Origin of the sequence: Haemophilus parainfluenzae (assembly GCF_003252795.1) — a bacterium.
Lineage (GTDB): Bacteria > Pseudomonadota > Gammaproteobacteria > Enterobacterales > Pasteurellaceae > Haemophilus_D > Haemophilus_D parainfluenzae_K.
In genome coordinates, this window is sequence record NZ_QEPQ01000004.1 from 42261 (window position 1) to 57815 (window position 15555).

19 protein-coding genes are annotated in these 15555 nt (G+C 39.2%); 10 read left to right on the top strand and 9 right to left on the bottom strand.

Annotated features, from left to right (window positions below):
• Positions 1-8: 8 nt before the first annotated feature.
• The 3 genes from DPV81_RS07415 to DPV81_RS07425 all read left to right on the top strand — a co-directional run bounded on the left by DPV81_RS07415 (position 9) and on the right by DPV81_RS07425 (position 2950).
• Positions 9-773 carry an amino acid ABC transporter ATP-binding protein gene (locus DPV81_RS07415; RefSeq protein WP_111387613.1) on the top strand — a complete coding sequence of 255 codons (765 nt, stop codon included), beginning with the start codon at positions 9-11 and terminating at the stop codon, positions 771-773.
• Complete coding sequence (locus tag DPV81_RS07420) at positions 757-1614, top strand: cysteine ABC transporter substrate-binding protein (RefSeq protein ID WP_111387615.1); 858 nt, start codon at positions 757-759, stop codon at positions 1612-1614. Before DPV81_RS07415 ends, DPV81_RS07420 begins: the two co-directional genes overlap by 17 nt.
• A 223-nt stretch (positions 1615-1837) precedes the next feature.
• Positions 1838-2950, top strand: a complete 1113-nt coding sequence (locus tag DPV81_RS07425) for an ABC transporter substrate-binding protein (protein WP_111387617.1) — start codon at positions 1838-1840, stop codon at positions 2948-2950.
• A 68-nt stretch (positions 2951-3018) separates the two neighbouring features.
• Here the strand turns inward: DPV81_RS07425 and DPV81_RS07430 are convergent, their stop codons facing one another.
• Positions 3019-3417 (bottom strand): pyrimidine dimer DNA glycosylase/endonuclease V, encoded by a 399-nt coding sequence (locus DPV81_RS07430; RefSeq protein ID WP_065286166.1) that lies wholly within the window; start codon positions 3415-3417, stop codon positions 3019-3021.
• A 602-nt stretch (positions 3418-4019) separates the two neighbouring features.
• Between DPV81_RS07430 and DPV81_RS07440 the strand changes: the two genes are divergently transcribed.
• From DPV81_RS07440 to DPV81_RS07450, 3 genes are all read left to right on the top strand, one after another.
• A complete protein-coding gene (locus DPV81_RS07440) occupies positions 4020-5015 on the top strand; it encodes a DUF4424 family protein (protein ID WP_111387619.1) in 996 nt (331 codons plus the stop codon).
• Between the two features lie 132 nt (positions 5016-5147).
• Positions 5148-5636 (top strand): YbaK/prolyl-tRNA synthetase associated domain-containing protein, encoded by a 489-nt coding sequence (locus tag DPV81_RS07445; RefSeq protein WP_111387621.1) that lies wholly within the window; start codon positions 5148-5150, stop codon positions 5634-5636.
• Positions 5637-5703: 67 nt separating this feature from the next.
• A complete protein-coding gene (locus tag DPV81_RS07450; protein WP_111387623.1) occupies positions 5704-6105 on the top strand; it encodes an HI_0559 family membrane protein in 402 nt (133 codons plus the stop codon).
• Here the strand turns inward: DPV81_RS07450 and DPV81_RS07455 are convergent.
• The 5 genes from DPV81_RS07455 to fkpA are packed head-to-tail and all read right to left on the bottom strand — an operon-like array spanning position 6100 to position 8579.
• Positions 6100-6387, bottom strand: coding sequence for a DsrH/TusB family sulfur relay protein (locus DPV81_RS07455; protein ID WP_111387625.1), 288 nt, complete (start codon positions 6385-6387; stop codon positions 6100-6102). The two genes, DPV81_RS07450 and DPV81_RS07455, sit on opposite strands and share 6 nt — an antisense overlap.
• Before the next feature lie 8 nt (positions 6388-6395).
• A complete protein-coding gene (gene tusC, locus DPV81_RS07460; protein WP_111387627.1) occupies positions 6396-6755 on the bottom strand; it encodes a sulfurtransferase complex subunit TusC in 360 nt (119 codons plus the stop codon).
• Positions 6752-7132 (bottom strand): sulfurtransferase complex subunit TusD, encoded by a 381-nt coding sequence (tusD, locus tag DPV81_RS07465; protein WP_111387629.1) that lies wholly within the window; start codon positions 7130-7132, stop codon positions 6752-6754. Before tusD ends, tusC begins: the two co-directional genes overlap by 4 nt.
• Entirely contained in the window at positions 7132-7797 is a 666-nt protein-coding gene (locus DPV81_RS07470; protein ID WP_075875883.1) for a helix-turn-helix transcriptional regulator, read from the bottom strand. The genes tusD and DPV81_RS07470 overlap by 1 nt, the downstream gene beginning before the upstream one ends.
• Positions 7798-7856: 59 nt before the next feature.
• The gene (gene fkpA, locus DPV81_RS07475; RefSeq protein ID WP_070583713.1) at positions 7857-8579 is read right to left on the bottom strand and encodes an FKBP-type peptidyl-prolyl cis-trans isomerase; all 723 of its coding nucleotides are present in this window, start codon (positions 8577-8579) and stop codon (positions 7857-7859) included.
• Between the two features lie 94 nt (positions 8580-8673).
• On the opposite strand from fkpA, the gene DPV81_RS07480 reads away from it, so the two are divergent.
• Positions 8674-8895: a SlyX family protein gene (locus DPV81_RS07480; protein ID WP_111387631.1), complete on the top strand. Its 222-nt coding sequence runs from the start codon at positions 8674-8676 to the stop codon at positions 8893-8895.
• A 72-nt stretch (positions 8896-8967) separates the two neighbouring features.
• Here the strand turns inward: DPV81_RS07480 and DPV81_RS07485 are convergent, their stop codons facing one another.
• The gene (locus DPV81_RS07485; protein ID WP_111387633.1) at positions 8968-10353 is read right to left on the bottom strand and encodes an SLC13 family permease; all 1386 of its coding nucleotides are present in this window, start codon (positions 10351-10353) and stop codon (positions 8968-8970) included.
• Positions 10354-10508: 155 nt separating this feature from the next.
• Complete coding sequence (locus DPV81_RS07490) at positions 10509-11735, bottom strand: MFS transporter (RefSeq protein WP_111387635.1); 1227 nt, start codon at positions 11733-11735, stop codon at positions 10509-10511.
• 173 nt (positions 11736-11908) lie between these two features.
• Between DPV81_RS07490 and DPV81_RS07495 the strand changes: the two genes are divergently transcribed.
• Genes DPV81_RS07495 through DPV81_RS07505 form a run of 3 tightly spaced genes read left to right on the top strand, consistent with a single transcriptional unit; the run spans position 11909 to position 14799 of the window.
• A complete protein-coding gene (locus tag DPV81_RS07495; RefSeq protein WP_111387637.1) occupies positions 11909-12619 on the top strand; it encodes a FadR/GntR family transcriptional regulator in 711 nt (236 codons plus the stop codon).
• The gene (locus DPV81_RS07500; protein WP_111387639.1) at positions 12609-13682 is read left to right on the top strand and encodes a Gfo/Idh/MocA family protein; all 1074 of its coding nucleotides are present in this window, start codon (positions 12609-12611) and stop codon (positions 13680-13682) included. The genes DPV81_RS07495 and DPV81_RS07500 overlap by 11 nt, the downstream gene beginning before the upstream one ends.
• Positions 13683-13692: 10 nt before the next feature.
• Entirely contained in the window at positions 13693-14799 is a 1107-nt protein-coding gene (locus DPV81_RS07505) for a Gfo/Idh/MocA family protein (RefSeq protein WP_111387640.1), read from the top strand.
• 75 nt (positions 14800-14874) lie between these two features.
• Here DPV81_RS07505 and pdxH read toward each other — a convergent pair whose 3' ends face one another.
• On the bottom strand, positions 14875-15507 hold the full coding sequence (gene pdxH, locus DPV81_RS07510; protein ID WP_111387642.1) for a pyridoxamine 5'-phosphate oxidase: 633 nt from the start codon (positions 15505-15507) through the stop codon (positions 14875-14877).
• Between the last annotated feature and the right edge of the window lie 48 nt (positions 15508-15555).

Sequence of the window (15555 nt, forward strand, 5' to 3'; positions counted from 1 at the left end):
GAAAACACATGGCGTTATTAGAAATTAAAAACCTCGTCAAAAATTACGGTGATGTAGAAGCACTCAAAGGCATCAATCTTTCTATAGAGAAAGGCGAAGTTGTCGTGATTTTAGGTCCATCGGGTTGTGGTAAAAGTACTTTTTTACGCTGCCTAAATGGACTAGAGGAAATAAAGAGCGGTCAGATTTTGCTGCAAAATGCAGGCGAATTAGGCAAAGACATTCCTTGGGTCAAAGCGCGTCAACGCATTGGGATGGTATTCCAAAGTTATGAACTCTTCGCTCATTTATCAGTGATTGACAATATTTTACTCGGCCCTTTAAAAGTACAAAAACGCGATCATGCTGAAGCTGAAAAACAAGCCGATGAGTTACTTAAACGCGTAGGCCTATATGACCGAAAAAATGCCTATCCACGTGAATTATCCGGTGGACAAAAACAGCGAATTGCCATTGTACGTTCACTTTGCATGAACCCTGAAATTATTCTGTTTGATGAAGTGACTGCTGCCCTTGACCCTGAAATGGTACGTGAAGTACTTGATGTGATCTTAGGTCTCGCCAAAGACGGCATGACGATGCTCATCGTTACCCACGAAATGAACTTCGCCCGCCAAGTGGCTAATCGCATCGTGTTTATGGATAAAGGGCAAATTATTGAACAAGCAAAACCGGAAGATTTCTTCACGAATCCAACTACGGATCGTGCGAAAACATTCTTAAATATCTTAAATTATGAACCGAGAGGGACAAACTATGAAGAAAACATTTAAAACATTGACCGCACTTTTAGCTACTGCCACCTTAGCATTAGGCTTAACTGCGTGTAATGATAAAGAACCAGCTAAAGACGGGGCAAAAACGGTTTCAAGCCTTGAGCAAATACAAAAAGATGGCAAAGTGCGCATTGGTGTATTTAGCGATAAACCACCATTTGGTTATGTTGATGCACAAGGCAAAAGCCAAGGCTTTGATGTTGAAATTGGTAAAGCGATCGGTAAAGACTTATTAGGCGACGAAAACAAAGTGGAATTTGTTTTAGTGGATGCCGCAAACCGTGCTGAATACTTACTTTCTAAGAAAGTTGATATTATTCTCGCCAACTTTACTGTAACTCCAGCACGTAAAGAAGTGGTGGATTTTGCGAATCCATACATGAAAGTGGCACTCGGTGTCGTTTCAAAAGATGGCTCAGTCATTACTAATCTTGAGCAATTAAAAGGCAAAACTTTGATCGTGGATAAAGGTACCACGGCCGATATTTTCTTCACCAAAAACTATCCAGATGTGAAGTTATTAAAATTTGAACAAAATACCGAAACCTTTGAAGCCTTACGTGATGGCCGTGGTGATGCATTATCTAACGATAATACCTTCTTATTCGCTTGGGCAAAACAAAATCCAGGTTATACCGTAGGCGTAAAAAACTTTGGTGATCAAGATGTTATTGCACCAGCTGTTCGCAAAGATGCACCTGAATTGCTAAATTGGTTAAACAACGAAATCCAAACCTTAGGCAAAGATGGTCGTTTAAAACAAGCTTACGAAAAAACCTTATTGCCAGTTTATGGTGATACTGTTAGCGAAAGCGATATCGTGGTTGAATATAAATAATTCTCCCACATTCACTTCTCCTTTAGTCCAACTCAAGGAGAAGTGAAAACTTACTAAGTTTTGACCGCACTTCCAATTTTAAATGCGAAATATGTTTTTTCTAGATATATGCCTATTTTACCCTTCAACAGCATTTCTTGTATTATCACTTTATAACACCTAAATTTGATAATAATTCTTATTTATGGCAATATTCTGATGTTTTATTCAGACAGGAGTTTATATGCAAAAAAAATCAACAATTCGTTTAATTTTGGCCGTTCTATTACTGACTTTTGGTATCACTACTCAAGCAGAAATAAAAACAATCAAAGATGTATTAGGACGAGAAGTTAACGTTGATGTGCCCGTAAAAAATGCCGTGTTAGGCTTTTACTATCCTGATTACATTGCTGTTACGGGTGTTGAAAATTTTAAATATGTTAAAGGTATCTCACGTGAATTTTGGGAAAAATTTAATCCAGGAAGTTGGGCATTGTTTTCTGAAAAAATGCCTGAACTCAAAAATATTGCTGATATTGGTAATGTAAATACAGGAACTTTCTCAACCGAAAAAACCTTGGCATTAAAACCTGATGTATTGATTCTTGCAGAATGGCAATATCAAACTATTGGTTCCGAACTACCAAAGTTAGAACAAGCTGGCGTTCCAATTATTGTTGTCGATTTTAATGCTCAAAGTGTAGAACGACACACCCAAAGCGCAAAGATTTTTGGGCAACTTGCAGGTACCGAAGAACGAGCAAATAAAATTGCAGATGAATATGCTCAAGGCATTACTGATATTCAAAAACGTGTAAAAGAGGCTAACCTACCTAAACCTAAAATCTATGTAGAATTTGGCAATAAAGGTCCTAGTGAATATAGCTTTACCTTTGGTAAAAATATGTGGGGTGCTATTGCTGAAACTGTTGGCGGGAATAACGTAAGCGCGCCTTTTGTCGAAAATTGGGGACCAATTAATCCAGAACAACTTCTTGCCGCACAACCTGAAGTGATTATGATTTCTGGCACAGAAATGGGGCATGAAACTAACGATGAAATGATGGCGATGGGAATAAACATCAATGAACAGGATGCACAAAAACGCCTAAAAGGTTTCTTAACCCGTGCAGGGTGGCAAGATTTACCTGCAGTTAAAAACCACCGTGTTTACGGTATTTATCATACGGCTTCTCGCTCACTAAGTGATCTAGCAGCCGCTCAATTTATGGCAAAAGCACTTTACCCAAAACTTTTTGAAGACATAGACCCACAAAAAACCTTTATGGATTTCCATAAAAACTATTTGCCTATCATACCTAGTGGTACGTTTTTTATTAAATTGAAAGATTAAACTATTCATAAGGTGAGCGATGCTCACCTTTTTTATATTCTCACTGCCTTTCATAAGTGAAAACTCCTTTATTTTTGACCGCTCTTTGGAAGATGCGGTGTAAATCTCGCCTTTAATGGCATTCGTTCCAGAATACGTTCCCGATTAATCTGCAATGCAGCCTCTGTGGCCTCATAGTCCAACCATAAACTTGGGTCATCGGGTAATGTTTCATTCCAAATATACTGCACGTTAAAGCCTCGGGCTTTACATTCCGCATGTAATGCATCATACCGTTTCTTTAAAAACGCCAATTTATTAAAGAAAAAACGCACATGCCCTTCACCTAACTTATATTCTGCAGGCTGTCCTTTTAAGTGATATTTACCTTTCGCTACGGCATTAGGAATACGGGTTAATTCACGATGTTCAGCTAAAAGATGCTGATCACACAGCTCCGCTGGCGGAACAAGATTAATTCGAGTCATAATCGATACCAAAGAAAAAGAAACATAGTACGGGGCATAAATGTATTTGTCTATTATTTGCTTATCTCTTTAAGAAAAATAAATTTTTAAGTATTTACTACTTTTGAGACGTTACAAATGAGAACGCTACTCTTTTTAACACATTTCGCCATGTTGTTATTTAGTGCTTATTTCTGGTACAACTTTAGCGTTCACTGGTTGCAGGTTAGTGATTATGATTTAACGTTAAACGACCAAGCCACTAAAAACCTAACGCATTCTATTGATATCTATTACTTATTGCTATTACCAGTTTCAGCTATCTCTTTTTTGCTATTTTTCAACGTTTTTATCGCAGCTTTGCGATGTTGCTATGGATTGCCAAAGTTGGAGTATTCGGGAAATATTTATTTGAATGCACTATAAAGCACTAATTATGATGGCGTATTCCAAACCTCATCAGTTTATATTTATTTTTTATGCCCATTATTGCTAAGTTTGTTATCCTACCTTTATTGTAAGAAATAAAACTAGTAAACTCATAACTTAGCAATTCAAAAGGGTTTGTAAGCAGTTAAATTTGAGGAATTTTACCAATCTCTCTATTCAATAAGGAATTCAACATGAAAAAGTCCCTTATCTTAACGATTCTTTGTCTTCCATCTATGGCTCAAGCTAACGACAGTACGGGAACAGTCTCTACTGGTGGTGTGGAATATATTAAAAATGAACATATTGCGATGCAAAAAGAAAACCTATTTATCAGCCAAGATAAAATTAAGGTGGAATATGAATATCGCAATCTGACCGATAAAGACATTACTGAGACGGTGCTATTCCCATTACCGGAAGTGATGCTGCACGATTACGGTGATTTTGCTGACACCCAAAGTTTAATCAATTCTTTTAAGATTTATGCGAATGGCAAAGAAATCAAACCGATGACTCATGTACGCGCGTTCTTTTACGAAACCCAAAATGTAGATGATGCAGAGAAAAGAGAATTTGTTTCTCATGATGTCACGGACATTCTTCGTGCCTGTGGTTTAACTGAAGAAGAGTTAATGGAGCCTTGGTTGCGTAAATCTGATTCGGCAAATAAGAAAATCTTGAAATGTCAGGATCCACGTCTTGCTAAATATTCATACAAAGACTCTGAGGATAGCCAGGATATCACTTGGGGTGGACAAATTATTTATAGCTGGCAACAAACCTTTAAAGCCAATTCGATTACTCAAATTCAGCACGAATATGCCCCTCTAGTCGGGGGGGGGGTGGGGCTTCCTGAACTCGTGAACATTAAAAAGTTTGCCGATACCTTTTGTATTGATCCCGCATTCAAAAAATCAGTAAAAGCAAAATCGCAAGGAATATATTACCACGAATTAGGCTATATTCTTAAAACTGGGGCAAACTGGGCAAAACCTATTGCGGACTTTACGCTTACCATTGAAAGACCAAAAACACAGATCGTTTCTTTCTGTTGGAAAGGTAAAGGCGAAGTGAAAAAAGTGCTGCAAAACGATAAAGTTGTGCAATATCAAGTAAAAGAAAAAGACTTCTTACCCCAGCATGATTTAGAGGTGCTATATGGTATAGATGCAAGGTTTGTTGAGTAGAAACTTATTACTAAGCGACATGCTTTTACAAGGAATAAAAATGATAAAGACTAAAAAATAGATTTATTCCTGTACTCACATAAAAAAGGGTTCGAATCCTTATTAAACTTATCCCCCTTTAAGGAAATAGTCATGTCTGTAAAAACATTTGAAAAATTGACCGCACTTTTAGATAAACATCAAGCACGCTATCGCGTGGTTAAACATCCGACTGCAGGGAAATCTGAGGAAGTGGCTAAAATCCGTGGTACAGAATTAGGGCAAGGGGCAAAAGCGCTAGTATGCAAAGTGAAAGGAAATGGCGTAAAACAAGCGGTATTAGTTATATTGCCGGCCGATCAACAATCTGATTTGAGCAAAGTAGCGGCCTATTTAGGTGGCACGAAAGCCTCGCTTGCCAGCCCAGCAGAAGTAGACACCCTAACTGACTGTGTATTTGGTGCAATTCCACCTTTTAGCTTTCATCCTGATTTGTTGCTAATTGCTGATCCTAGCTTACTGTCTCGTTATGATGAATTAGCATTTAATGCAGGCACCTTGGAGCGCTCTATTATCCTTAATACCCAAGATTATGCTTCAATCGTTCAGCCCACATTAGTGGATGTAATAAAAACCGAATAGAGAAAAGATTGGTTCTCTGTCATTTGATTGATACAATGCTTCCGTTTTTCTATTAATTGGACATCTCATGAAAAAATATCTTAAAGCATTTATTCTTTTTCCATTGATTATTCAAATTATTGGCACTGTTGCCTTAACATTCTCGAATAATGATACTGCTCAAATTCAGAGCTCGCTGCTTTCTGTCTTTATTGTGGCTGCAGTACCGACTTTTCTCATTACGCTTTGGGCAGCATTTCACCGTTATGCAAGCTACAACGTAAAAGCTATTGCATTAATTGCAGGATTAATCGGATTTAGTTATACCGTCGTGGCAGGATTCTTTTATGCTACACTCGTTAATGACACGGGGTTTGGCGAATGGTTACGCGCAGGAGGATTAGAAATTACCTGCTTAATGGCCGCAGGTTTAGCACTTTATTCTGTTATGGTATTACCGCTCTTGTTACCGAAAGAACGCCCACTATAAGGCGATTTGAGGCGAATATTGAGCAGTTAAATCCACCAAATCTGTTAATGAAATTGACCGCACTTGATTGTTTTCTGGCAAAAGTGCGGTTAAATTTCGGGCTAAAACATCCTGTTCCAACATAAAACATTGCCCTTTGCATTGGGTAAACATTTCCCCGTACTTTACCGCTAGCAACACGCCATCTTGCCATAAAACCACTGCATCATTTTCCGTGGTTTCAGTCAAATAACGTTGAAGTTCTGTCTCAGAATAATGAGCTTGAGAAAAGGTATAAAGCATAATATTCCTTAAAACGTAAACACTTTTTCTGCTTGGTTAAGTTTATTAATCAGCGAAGTGCGGTCAATTTTTTCAGCAGAAATAATGAGTTGTTCTGTTTGCAAATTGTATTGGTCGAGCGAATCGGCGCAGACAAAGCGCTGTTCAATATCGTATAAATCTAATAATTTAAAGGTACGAATAAAATCTTTTTGTAACAATAACTCAGGATTTTGCCCATCGAGTAAATTCAACACACCATCATCAATAAAAAAAACACCGATTTCCTCTTCATCACAAAATGCTGTTGCCGCAAGCAAAGCATCTAAGCCTTCTCGAGAAATTGCGTTTCCATGTGGCGCGGTACGAAATAAGAATGCCAGTTTCATAATGTCACCACCCGATCCGCTTTTAATGCCATCGCCATAAACTCGCCTAAACCTGCAATCTCAAAACCTTCTGCCAAATTGGTTTTATCAGTCTCTTTTGCCGTAAGTGAATCCACTACGCCACGACGTTGTGAAGCGGCTACACATAAATGCAAAGGAATATGATGTTGCGCTGAAAAGGCTTGCCAAGCTTGCGTGAGATTAAATTCATCATTGGCAGGATAAACCAAGCCATTGCCATTACTCACACCGTCTTGGAAAAAGAAAATTTGGCTAATGGCATGCCCTTTTTCGAGTAAAGCTTGGGCAAATTGATAGGCAAGAAAAGCCCCTTGTTTTCCATAAACGGGACTTTTCACGGCGAGAACATAGTTCATTACTCTTGCTCTTGTTTGATTTGACGAATATACAAATACACGGTGTGGCGAGAAATCGCGAGGCGATCAGCCACTAAATTGATCGCATCTTTAATATCAAAAATGCCTTTTTCGTAAAGTGAAATCACAATCTGACGGTTCTTATTATTATTCGAAACCGAGCGATCAGCATTCACTTCTTCAATGGTTTTTTCTACCGTTTGTGCCACCAATTCTTCCACTGAACTTGCAAAATTGACGGAAGAGGTTTCATTTTGCTCCTGCGTTGGCATAAAGGCCTGCATAAATTGAGAAACTGGCACATCCAAATTAATATTGATACAAAGTAAACCAATAATACGCTGCTTGCTATTTCGAATGGCGATGGTCACAGACTTCATCAACACATTGCCTTTCGCACGCGTGAAATAAGGCTTAGACACACTCTCACTTTGCATATTACGCAAGGATTTTAAGGCTAAATCCGTAATCGGGGAACCCACTTGGCGATTAGTATTATGCCCATTGGCAATACAAATCGCAGAATGCTCAATATCTTCCAAAGAATGTAATACGATTTCACAATGCTCGCCAATCAACGCGCTCACGCCATCAACTACCGCTTTATAGGAAATCAGAATAGCACGATCTTCATCAGTGAAAGGTTGTCTATCGGTTAGTATCATTTTTCAAATCTGGTAGGGAAAATGACCGCACTTTGGACAAAGTGCGGTTAAATTAAGGATTATTTTTTAGGATTAACGTCTAATACTTCAACTTCGAAGTAAAGCGTTGCATCAGGTGGAATTGAATCGCCTGCACCTTGTTTACCGTAAGCTAATTCAGGTGGAATCACTAATTCGATTTTACCGCCTTTTTTCACTAACTGAAGACCTTCAGTCCAGCCTTTGATCACTTGGTTCAATTTAAACTCAACCGGTTGACCACGTTCAACAGAGCTATCAAATACTTTACCATCTGGTAATTTACCGGTGTAATGTACTTTTACAGTGTCTGTTGCTTTAATTGCATCACCTTTACCTGCTTCAGTGATTTTGTAAAGTAAGCCATCTTTGGTGCTTTTCACGCCATCTTTTTTCGCAAATTCAGCGCGGTATTTATCGCCTTCTTCTTTTGCAGCTTTCGCTTGTTGTTCTACTTTTGCTTTCGCTGCAGATACTAATTGTTCTTGAATGCCATCTAAGGTTTTTTGAATTTTCTCGTCTTTACGAACATCAACTTTACCTTCTAATGCATCTTTTAAGCCATCTAAAATACGCGCATTGTCGTATTGAATAACTTCTTTTTGAGCATCCACTAAATCTTTTACTTGGTTACCCATTAATGCACCTACAGCATAAGACGCATCACTTGCGCTTGGCGCTGCTTTATCTTCTGCAAAAACAGAACCTGAAACAACCGCACTTACCATAAGCGCAGCAAGAGAAAGCTTTTGAATTTTCAACATTTTGCTTGATCCTTTATAATAGAAACGGAATAGCGAATAGGTTAAATCGGATTGACCAAATTCACAACATTTTTTTAAAAATTAGAGAAATTTTATGCAAAATCAACAAATTTTAGAAGATCGCATTGCTGAACTTGAAATGAAAATTGCATTTCAAGAACAACTTTTAGACGAGCTAAACCAAGCATTAGTTCAACAACAGTTTGATATGGATAAAATTCAACTTCAACTCCGCTATCTCGCCGGCAAATTAAAAGATATGCAATCTTCTAACATTGCTAGCCAAGCAGAAGAAACACCTCCTCCGCATTATTAAACAATAAACCGCACTTTAACGTGCGGTTACTTTTATAGGTTAATAATAAAGTGCGGTCAGTTTTAACCACATTTACAACCAAACAAAATAAGTCATGCTGCCGATGATAGCGATACAGAATAGATTGAGAATCAAACCGACTTTAGCCATATCAAGTTGTTTCACATTTCCTGTTGCAAATACAATAGCATTTGGCGGTGTAGCGATTGGCAACATAAATGCACAACTTGCCCCACAAGCGATAATTGCTGCTAAAGCGATAGGCGGTAAATTCATGGATTGCGCCACTGAAATCACAATTGGCATAATCAATGCAGCACTGGCGGTATTCGATGTGAATTCTGTTAAGAAAATAATAAATGCGGTTATCACAAAACAAAGCACCCAAAGTGGTTTGGTTTGTACAAACTGAACGATACTATCCGCCATAATCTTACTGGCGCCAGAATCTTTCATCACGATACTGAGTGTTAAACCACCTCCGAATAAAACGAGCACGCCCCATTCAACACGCTCTTGAATTTCTTTCCAACTCGCGACCCCTGAAACACAAATAAAGATCACCACACATAACGCAATCACCGTATCGAAGTTTTCGATTTTTTTCGGTAATTCAAGGAAAGCACTAATCCACGGATTCAAGAGGGAACTGAAAAGCAACATAATCGCCATACCGATAAAGATCAGCAAAGTAATGATATTTTTTCGATTAAAGCTGACTTTCTCAAGTGACGGATTAAATTCCACAGAAAAGTCTGGACGTAAAATCACCCATAAAGAAAAAATCATTGAAGGCACAAGCAGTACCATCACTGGGAAACCGTAACCTAACCATTCCGTGAAGGTCACTTGAATTTGAGACGCCAAAATCGCATTCGGCGCACTTCCTACTAATGTACCAATACCACCGATACTGGCACTAAATGCCATCCCTAACAAGACAAAAGCATACAATCGATGATTTTTCTCTGCATTGATACCTTTTAGCATGCCCATCGTGAGCGGTAACATCATCGCCGCCACAGCGGTGTTGTTAATCCACATGGAAAGGAATGTCGTTGCGGTGAAAAGGTAGGTAATAGAAAGTTTTAAGTTTCCTTTGGCCAAACGAATAATGTAATTCGCAATAATCTTATCTAGATTCTGAATTTGCAGCACTGCAGCCACCACAAATCCCCCAAAGAACATATAAATAATTGGCGTGGAGAATGGGGCAAGGGCTTTTTGTGTATTAATCAAGCCTAATCCAATAGCAACAACAGGCACCATGAGGGATGTCACGGTAATATTAAAGGCTTCAGTTAACCATAAAATCCCAATAAAAATCAGCAAGGCTAGCCCGCGATTCTCTTGAGCAGAAAACGGCAGTATTTTGATTAACACCAACATGAAGACAAAGTCTAAGGCAAGAATAATGAGACTTTTATATTTAGAGAGAAAGGTTTGTTGAGTTTGCATATACAATCTCCTATAAAACGATAGGGGAGATTATTAATTAGCATTTAACAGAGAAAATTGAAACATATTTTTAACAAATTTGTGATGCGCTTCAAACTATTTTTGTATAAACAACAAACCGCACCTAAAAGTGCGGTCTGTTTTGCTTTCGTTTTTTATTGTTGCATGCGTGCTTGAATACGTTCTGGCAATCTTAATCCAACGAGAGCAACAAGGACAATTGTCCAGAATAAGGTCACATACACAAGAGCTGAACCAAGTCCTACTCTTTCGCTAAGTGCGGCGGCTATCACTGGAGACACCCCACCGCCGATTGCGGCAAAGTTATAAATGAAACCAATACCTGTGCTTCGCATTTCAGCAGGGAAGAAAGTCGCCATATATTTTGGTACTAAACCAGCAATCCCTAGGTTAGTTGCAAGTAAGAAGAAGAGCAATGCACCAAGCGCTAATACATTATTTTCTGGCAAATAGAATACTGGGAAGAGGAAGAAAAGTGATAACAATAAGCTATATACAAAGGTTTTCTTCTCACCCAATTTATCCCCTATAAAGCCAGCAATTAAAGTACCGATAAGGATACCAAAGCCCGCCCAGAACATCAGTGATTTCACATTTTCAGCGTAACCGTTTTCTTTGAGGTAAAGTGGAAGTAAACCTACTACCGGCCAGTTTACGGAGAAAATTGAATAGCAAACTAAGAAAATAATTAAGGTGATTGGTAATTGTTTTTTAGTGAATAGGTCAGTAAGTGGAACTTTATTCACTTTACCCGCCGCTTTTGCTTGCGCCCATTCTTCACTTTCAGGTGCATGGCGACGAACGTAGAGCACTAAAGCGACTGGTGCTAAACCAATGAAGAAAGCCATACGCCAACCATAAGTTTGAGACACCCAAGGAATCACTTGAGAAGCAAGAATATTACCAATGGAGAAGCCGCTCACTAAGAATGCACTGGCTTTTGTACGTAAATGTTGTGGCCAGCTTTCAATGGCATAAGAGGAAGAACACGCATATTCACCAGCCATCCCCATACCGATAATCATACGGAAGATGAAAAGCCAAATATAACTGGTGGATAAACCGCACAAGAATGTGCCGACGGAATACGTAACAATGGAAACAATCATTGCTAAACGACGACCATATTTATCGGCAAAGCTACCAAAAATCGCTCCACCTAATGGACGTGCGACGAACGCTGCAAGTAATAATGTGGATGTTTCCGTTGTGCTCATGGCGAATTCTTTTTGAATATCCAAAAGCACGTAAGTGATAAGCATATAATCGAAGCCATCAAAAACATAACCTAACCAAGCCGCAAATAACGCTTTTTTTTGCGTAGGACTGACTTCTTTATACCATGGTAATGATGTTGCCATAACAACCTCCTTCCTTGTATTTGAGAATTTTGTGGTATAGATCACAGAATTTAAAATCACTGCTAATTTCTGCTTGCATAAATAAAGATAAGACGTATGATGTCTTATGTCAATTAGAGAGAATGAGAGCTGGATCACAAATTCAGAAAATAGATTAGAAAATGAGAACAGAAATGAAAAAAACAAGTAAAAAAGAAGCAAGTCTCGTTTTGCAGGATAAGATCAAATCGCTCATCATCAAACAAAATCTTAAATCCGGCGATTTGATGCCAACAGAAAATGAGCTGATTGAACAGCTTGGTGTGAGCCGTTCCAGTTTACGTGAAGCCATTAAATCTTTAGAGGCGCTACACATTTTAGATATTCGCCATGGCGTCGGCACTTTTGTGAGTGAATCATCTCTTGTGCCAATGATTCGTGGATTAAGCTTTCACACCCAACTGAATTTGCATAATGATCATAATCAGCTAATTAATATTTTGGATATTCGGGAAATTTTGGAATACGGTTTTGCTCCGATGGTGTTGGGAAAAATTAGCCAAGAACAGACCGCACTTTTGCAAAAATCAGTCGCAAATATGGAGAAAAATGCCCGTGAGCAAAAATTTTCGCCTAAAGATGAATACCACATTCATTTAAAACTTTATGAACCATTAAATAACCCGTTACTGATTCAATATTTAGATGCGTTTTGGCAAATTTATCAGCAAGTAGAAAAAAGCTTACCGCCACCAATACTTTCTCCTGAAAAATTAGCCATGCAACATCGTGAATTAATTGATGCGGTAGAAGCACATGATTTGGTACGGATGCAACGCGCGATCTTGCAATATTTCCAAAGTATTCGCCAACGCTTACAACAAGGAGGGCATAATGCAAACTAATGGATTAAACATTGCCTTAATCGGCTGTGGCTTTTTTGGCGTTCAGTTGGCTTCAGCATTTGATAAAGCCCAAGCAAACTTAATTGCAGTGACCGATATCAATCCTTCTCTTGCACAAAAACTTGCAGAGCAATACGATAGCCAAGCCTTTTTTAGTGTGGAAGAAATGTTGACCGAAACCAAACCTGATTTAGTGGTTATCGCCACACCAAACTATGCTCATTATTCCCCAGCTATTTTGGCGTTAAATGCCGGCTGTCATGTCTTTATTGAAACGCCTTTTACCTTAAGCTCTTCTCAAGGCCAACATTTACGCCGTCTTGCCGAAGAAAAAGGCAAATTAATTTTTGTAGGCCATTTAGAACGTACTTTACCTGGCATGTTGAAAGTCAAAGCGGCTTTAGAAAAAGGAAAGTTAGGCAGAATTACGGTCGCGAGAGCCATGCGTCAGCGTTGGATTGAAAACCTACCAAATAAAGAATGGTGGAAATTAGATGCTAATCTTACGGGCGGTGAGCTTTTCCACCTCATTCACGAACTGGATTTACTCTGTTGGTTATTGGGCGATATTGAGGCGGTCTTTGCTCAAGCGGCTAATCAAGCGCATCACGATACACCTGATAGCCGTGATGTATTGCAGTTGCTATTACGTTTTGAAAATGGCGTATTAGGTTCGCTAGAAATGGGCACCGCTTATCGATTACACCAATGGGGCATTCAAATTCATGGTGAAAATGGTGTGATTGAAGTCAATTTCTTTACCTCAAGTGTCACATTTAATTATCTAGATGGAAAAATAGAACACGTTGATTTATTTGATGAATTTGAGGCTGATTTATCTTTACGCGAAAGTGCCAAAGGCACACAGCAATATAATGTCACCCACGCACCTTGCCAACTTTGGTTAAGCCGAGCCGCTGAAATCGAAGTGCAAAGCGTGGTAGAGCACTTAACGCAAGGAAAAACCAGCCCATTAAGTCTATGTTTAACTGAAGCCATCGAAGTTGCAGAAGCAGCGAAGCAATCCATGGTAACGGAAAAACAAATCTCAGTGAAAAAATAAGGAGTTTATTATGATGCGATATGGTGTTGTTGGCGTTGGCTATTTTGGTGCAGATCTAGCACGCTTCATGAATGAATTTGATGATGCACAGATTACCATGGTATATGACCCTGAAAATGGTGAAACCATTGCTCAAGAATTACAATGCGTAGCGGCAAAATCTCTTGAAGAATTGGTCACTTCACCTGATGTGGATTGCGTAATTGTCGCCACTCCAAACTACTTACACAAAGAACCGGTAATCCTAGCAGCGAAAAACAAAAAACACGTTTTCTGTGAAAAACCAATCGCCTTAAGTTATCAAGACTGTGACGACATGGTGCGCGCTTGCGAAGAAAATGGCGTTACCTTTATGGCTGGCCATGTGATGAACTTCTTTAACGGTGTTCACCACGCCAAAGAATTAATCAATCAAGGCGTGATCGGTAAAGTGCTTTACTGCCATACCGCACGTAATGGCTGGGAAGAACAACAACCGACTATTTCATGGAAAAAAATCCGTGAAAAATCTGGCGGTCACTTATACCATCACATTCACGAATTAGACTGCGTACAATTCATTATGGGTGGTATGCCAAAAACCGTTACCATGGCAGCTGCCAATGTTGCACACAAAGGCGAAAAATTCGGTGATGAAGATGATATGATTTTTGTCACCATGGAATACGATGATAATCGCTTTGCTGTTCTCGAATGGGGCTCCGCTTTCCGTTGGGGTGAGCATTATGTATTAATTCAAGGGGAAAAAGGTGCGATCAAACTTGATATGTACAATACCAAAGGTACCCTTCGCGTGGATGGAAAAGACACCTATTTCCTCATTCACGAAACCCAAGAAGAAGATGATGACCGTACCCGTATTTACAACAGCACAGAAATGGACGGTGCGATTCAATACGGTAAACCAGGTAAACGTACACCGCTCTGGTTGAGTTCTATCATGAAAAAAGAAATGCGTTATTTAAATGACATTCTCCATGGTATGAAACCAACTGAGGAATTTGTAAAATTACTCACCGGTGAAGCTGCTCGTGCCGCCATCGCCACTGCCGATGCATGTACTCGTTCTCGTTACGAAAACCGCAAAGTTGATTTATCAGAAATCATCGGTAAATAAAAATAACGTAAAAATTAACCGCACTTTGGTTGAAAAATCAAAGTGCGGTTGTTTTTTAGCATGTTTTTAAGGAGTTTATGGCGATAACCGCTCTCTTTCCCATTTTCCACCATTGTATAAATAACAAATTCGGTCATGTAAACGACTTGGGCGACCTTGCCAGAATTCGATGCGATCAGGAATCACAAGATAGCCACCCCAATGTGGTGGACGAGGTACGTTTAATGGGTGTTTTGCTGCAATCAGTGCCGCTTTCGCTAATAAAGATTTGTGGCTAGAAATGACCGCACTTTGCTCACTGGCCCAAGCGCCAATTCGGCTAGTGTAAGGGCGAGTTGCAAAATATTCATCTGATTGTTCAGGCGAGATTTTTTCGGCTTTGCCCTCAATACGCACAGAACGTTCTAATTCAGGCCAAAAGAATGTCAGGGCGACGAAAGGATTATGTTCTATGGCACGACCTTTTCGGCTGTGATAATTTGTGAAAAATACAAAACCTTGTTCGTTCACTTCTTTCAACAGCACCATTCGACTTGTTGGACGCCCCTCTTCATTGACCGTCGCAACATTAACACCTGTCGGCTCATTGACTTTAGCCGTAATCGCTTCGTTGAGCCATTTTTCAAATTGTTTTATCGGATTGGGATCGCAATCATGCTGAGAAAGCGCCTGTTTGCAATAATCCTCACGAATATCATGTAAGTCCATTTTCTTTCTCCTTTTGCTTGAAAACAAAAAGCCCTTGCAGTTGCAAGG

Excerpts from the sequence above, each read along its gene's own strand:
- DPV81_RS07415 (WP_111387613.1), top strand. The coding sequence starts at position 9 with ATGGCGTTATTAGAAATTAAAAACCTCGTCAAAAATTACGGTGATGTA.
- DPV81_RS07420 (WP_111387615.1), top strand. The coding sequence starts at position 757 with ATGAAGAAAACATTTAAAACATTGACCGCACTTTTAGCTACTGCCACC.
- DPV81_RS07425 (WP_111387617.1), top strand. The coding sequence starts at position 1,838 with ATGCAAAAAAAATCAACAATTCGTTTAATTTTGGCCGTTCTATTACTG.
- DPV81_RS07430 (WP_065286166.1), bottom strand. The coding sequence starts at position 3,417 with ATGACTCGAATTAATCTTGTTCCGCCAGCGGAGCTGTGTGATCAGCAT.
- DPV81_RS07440 (WP_111387619.1), top strand. The coding sequence starts at position 4,020 with ATGAAAAAGTCCCTTATCTTAACGATTCTTTGTCTTCCATCTATGGCT.
- DPV81_RS07445 (WP_111387621.1), top strand. The coding sequence starts at position 5,148 with ATGTCTGTAAAAACATTTGAAAAATTGACCGCACTTTTAGATAAACAT.
- DPV81_RS07450 (WP_111387623.1), top strand. The coding sequence starts at position 5,704 with ATGAAAAAATATCTTAAAGCATTTATTCTTTTTCCATTGATTATTCAA.
- DPV81_RS07455 (WP_111387625.1), bottom strand. The coding sequence starts at position 6,387 with ATGCTTTATACCTTTTCTCAAGCTCATTATTCTGAGACAGAACTTCAA.
- tusC (WP_111387627.1), bottom strand. The coding sequence starts at position 6,755 with ATGAAACTGGCATTCTTATTTCGTACCGCGCCACATGGAAACGCAATT.
- tusD (WP_111387629.1), bottom strand. The coding sequence starts at position 7,132 with ATGAACTATGTTCTCGCCGTGAAAAGTCCCGTTTATGGAAAACAAGGG.
- DPV81_RS07470 (WP_075875883.1), bottom strand. The coding sequence starts at position 7,797 with ATGATACTAACCGATAGACAACCTTTCACTGATGAAGATCGTGCTATT.
- fkpA (WP_070583713.1), bottom strand. The coding sequence starts at position 8,579 with ATGTTGAAAATTCAAAAGCTTTCTCTTGCTGCGCTTATGGTAAGTGCG.
- DPV81_RS07480 (WP_111387631.1), top strand. The coding sequence starts at position 8,674 with ATGCAAAATCAACAAATTTTAGAAGATCGCATTGCTGAACTTGAAATG.
- DPV81_RS07485 (WP_111387633.1), bottom strand. The coding sequence starts at position 10,353 with ATGCAAACTCAACAAACCTTTCTCTCTAAATATAAAAGTCTCATTATT.
- DPV81_RS07490 (WP_111387635.1), bottom strand. The coding sequence starts at position 11,735 with ATGGCAACATCATTACCATGGTATAAAGAAGTCAGTCCTACGCAAAAA.
- DPV81_RS07495 (WP_111387637.1), top strand. The coding sequence starts at position 11,909 with ATGAAAAAAACAAGTAAAAAAGAAGCAAGTCTCGTTTTGCAGGATAAG.
- DPV81_RS07500 (WP_111387639.1), top strand. The coding sequence starts at position 12,609 with ATGCAAACTAATGGATTAAACATTGCCTTAATCGGCTGTGGCTTTTTT.
- DPV81_RS07505 (WP_111387640.1), top strand. The coding sequence starts at position 13,693 with ATGATGCGATATGGTGTTGTTGGCGTTGGCTATTTTGGTGCAGATCTA.
- pdxH (WP_111387642.1), bottom strand. The coding sequence starts at position 15,507 with ATGGACTTACATGATATTCGTGAGGATTATTGCAAACAGGCGCTTTCT.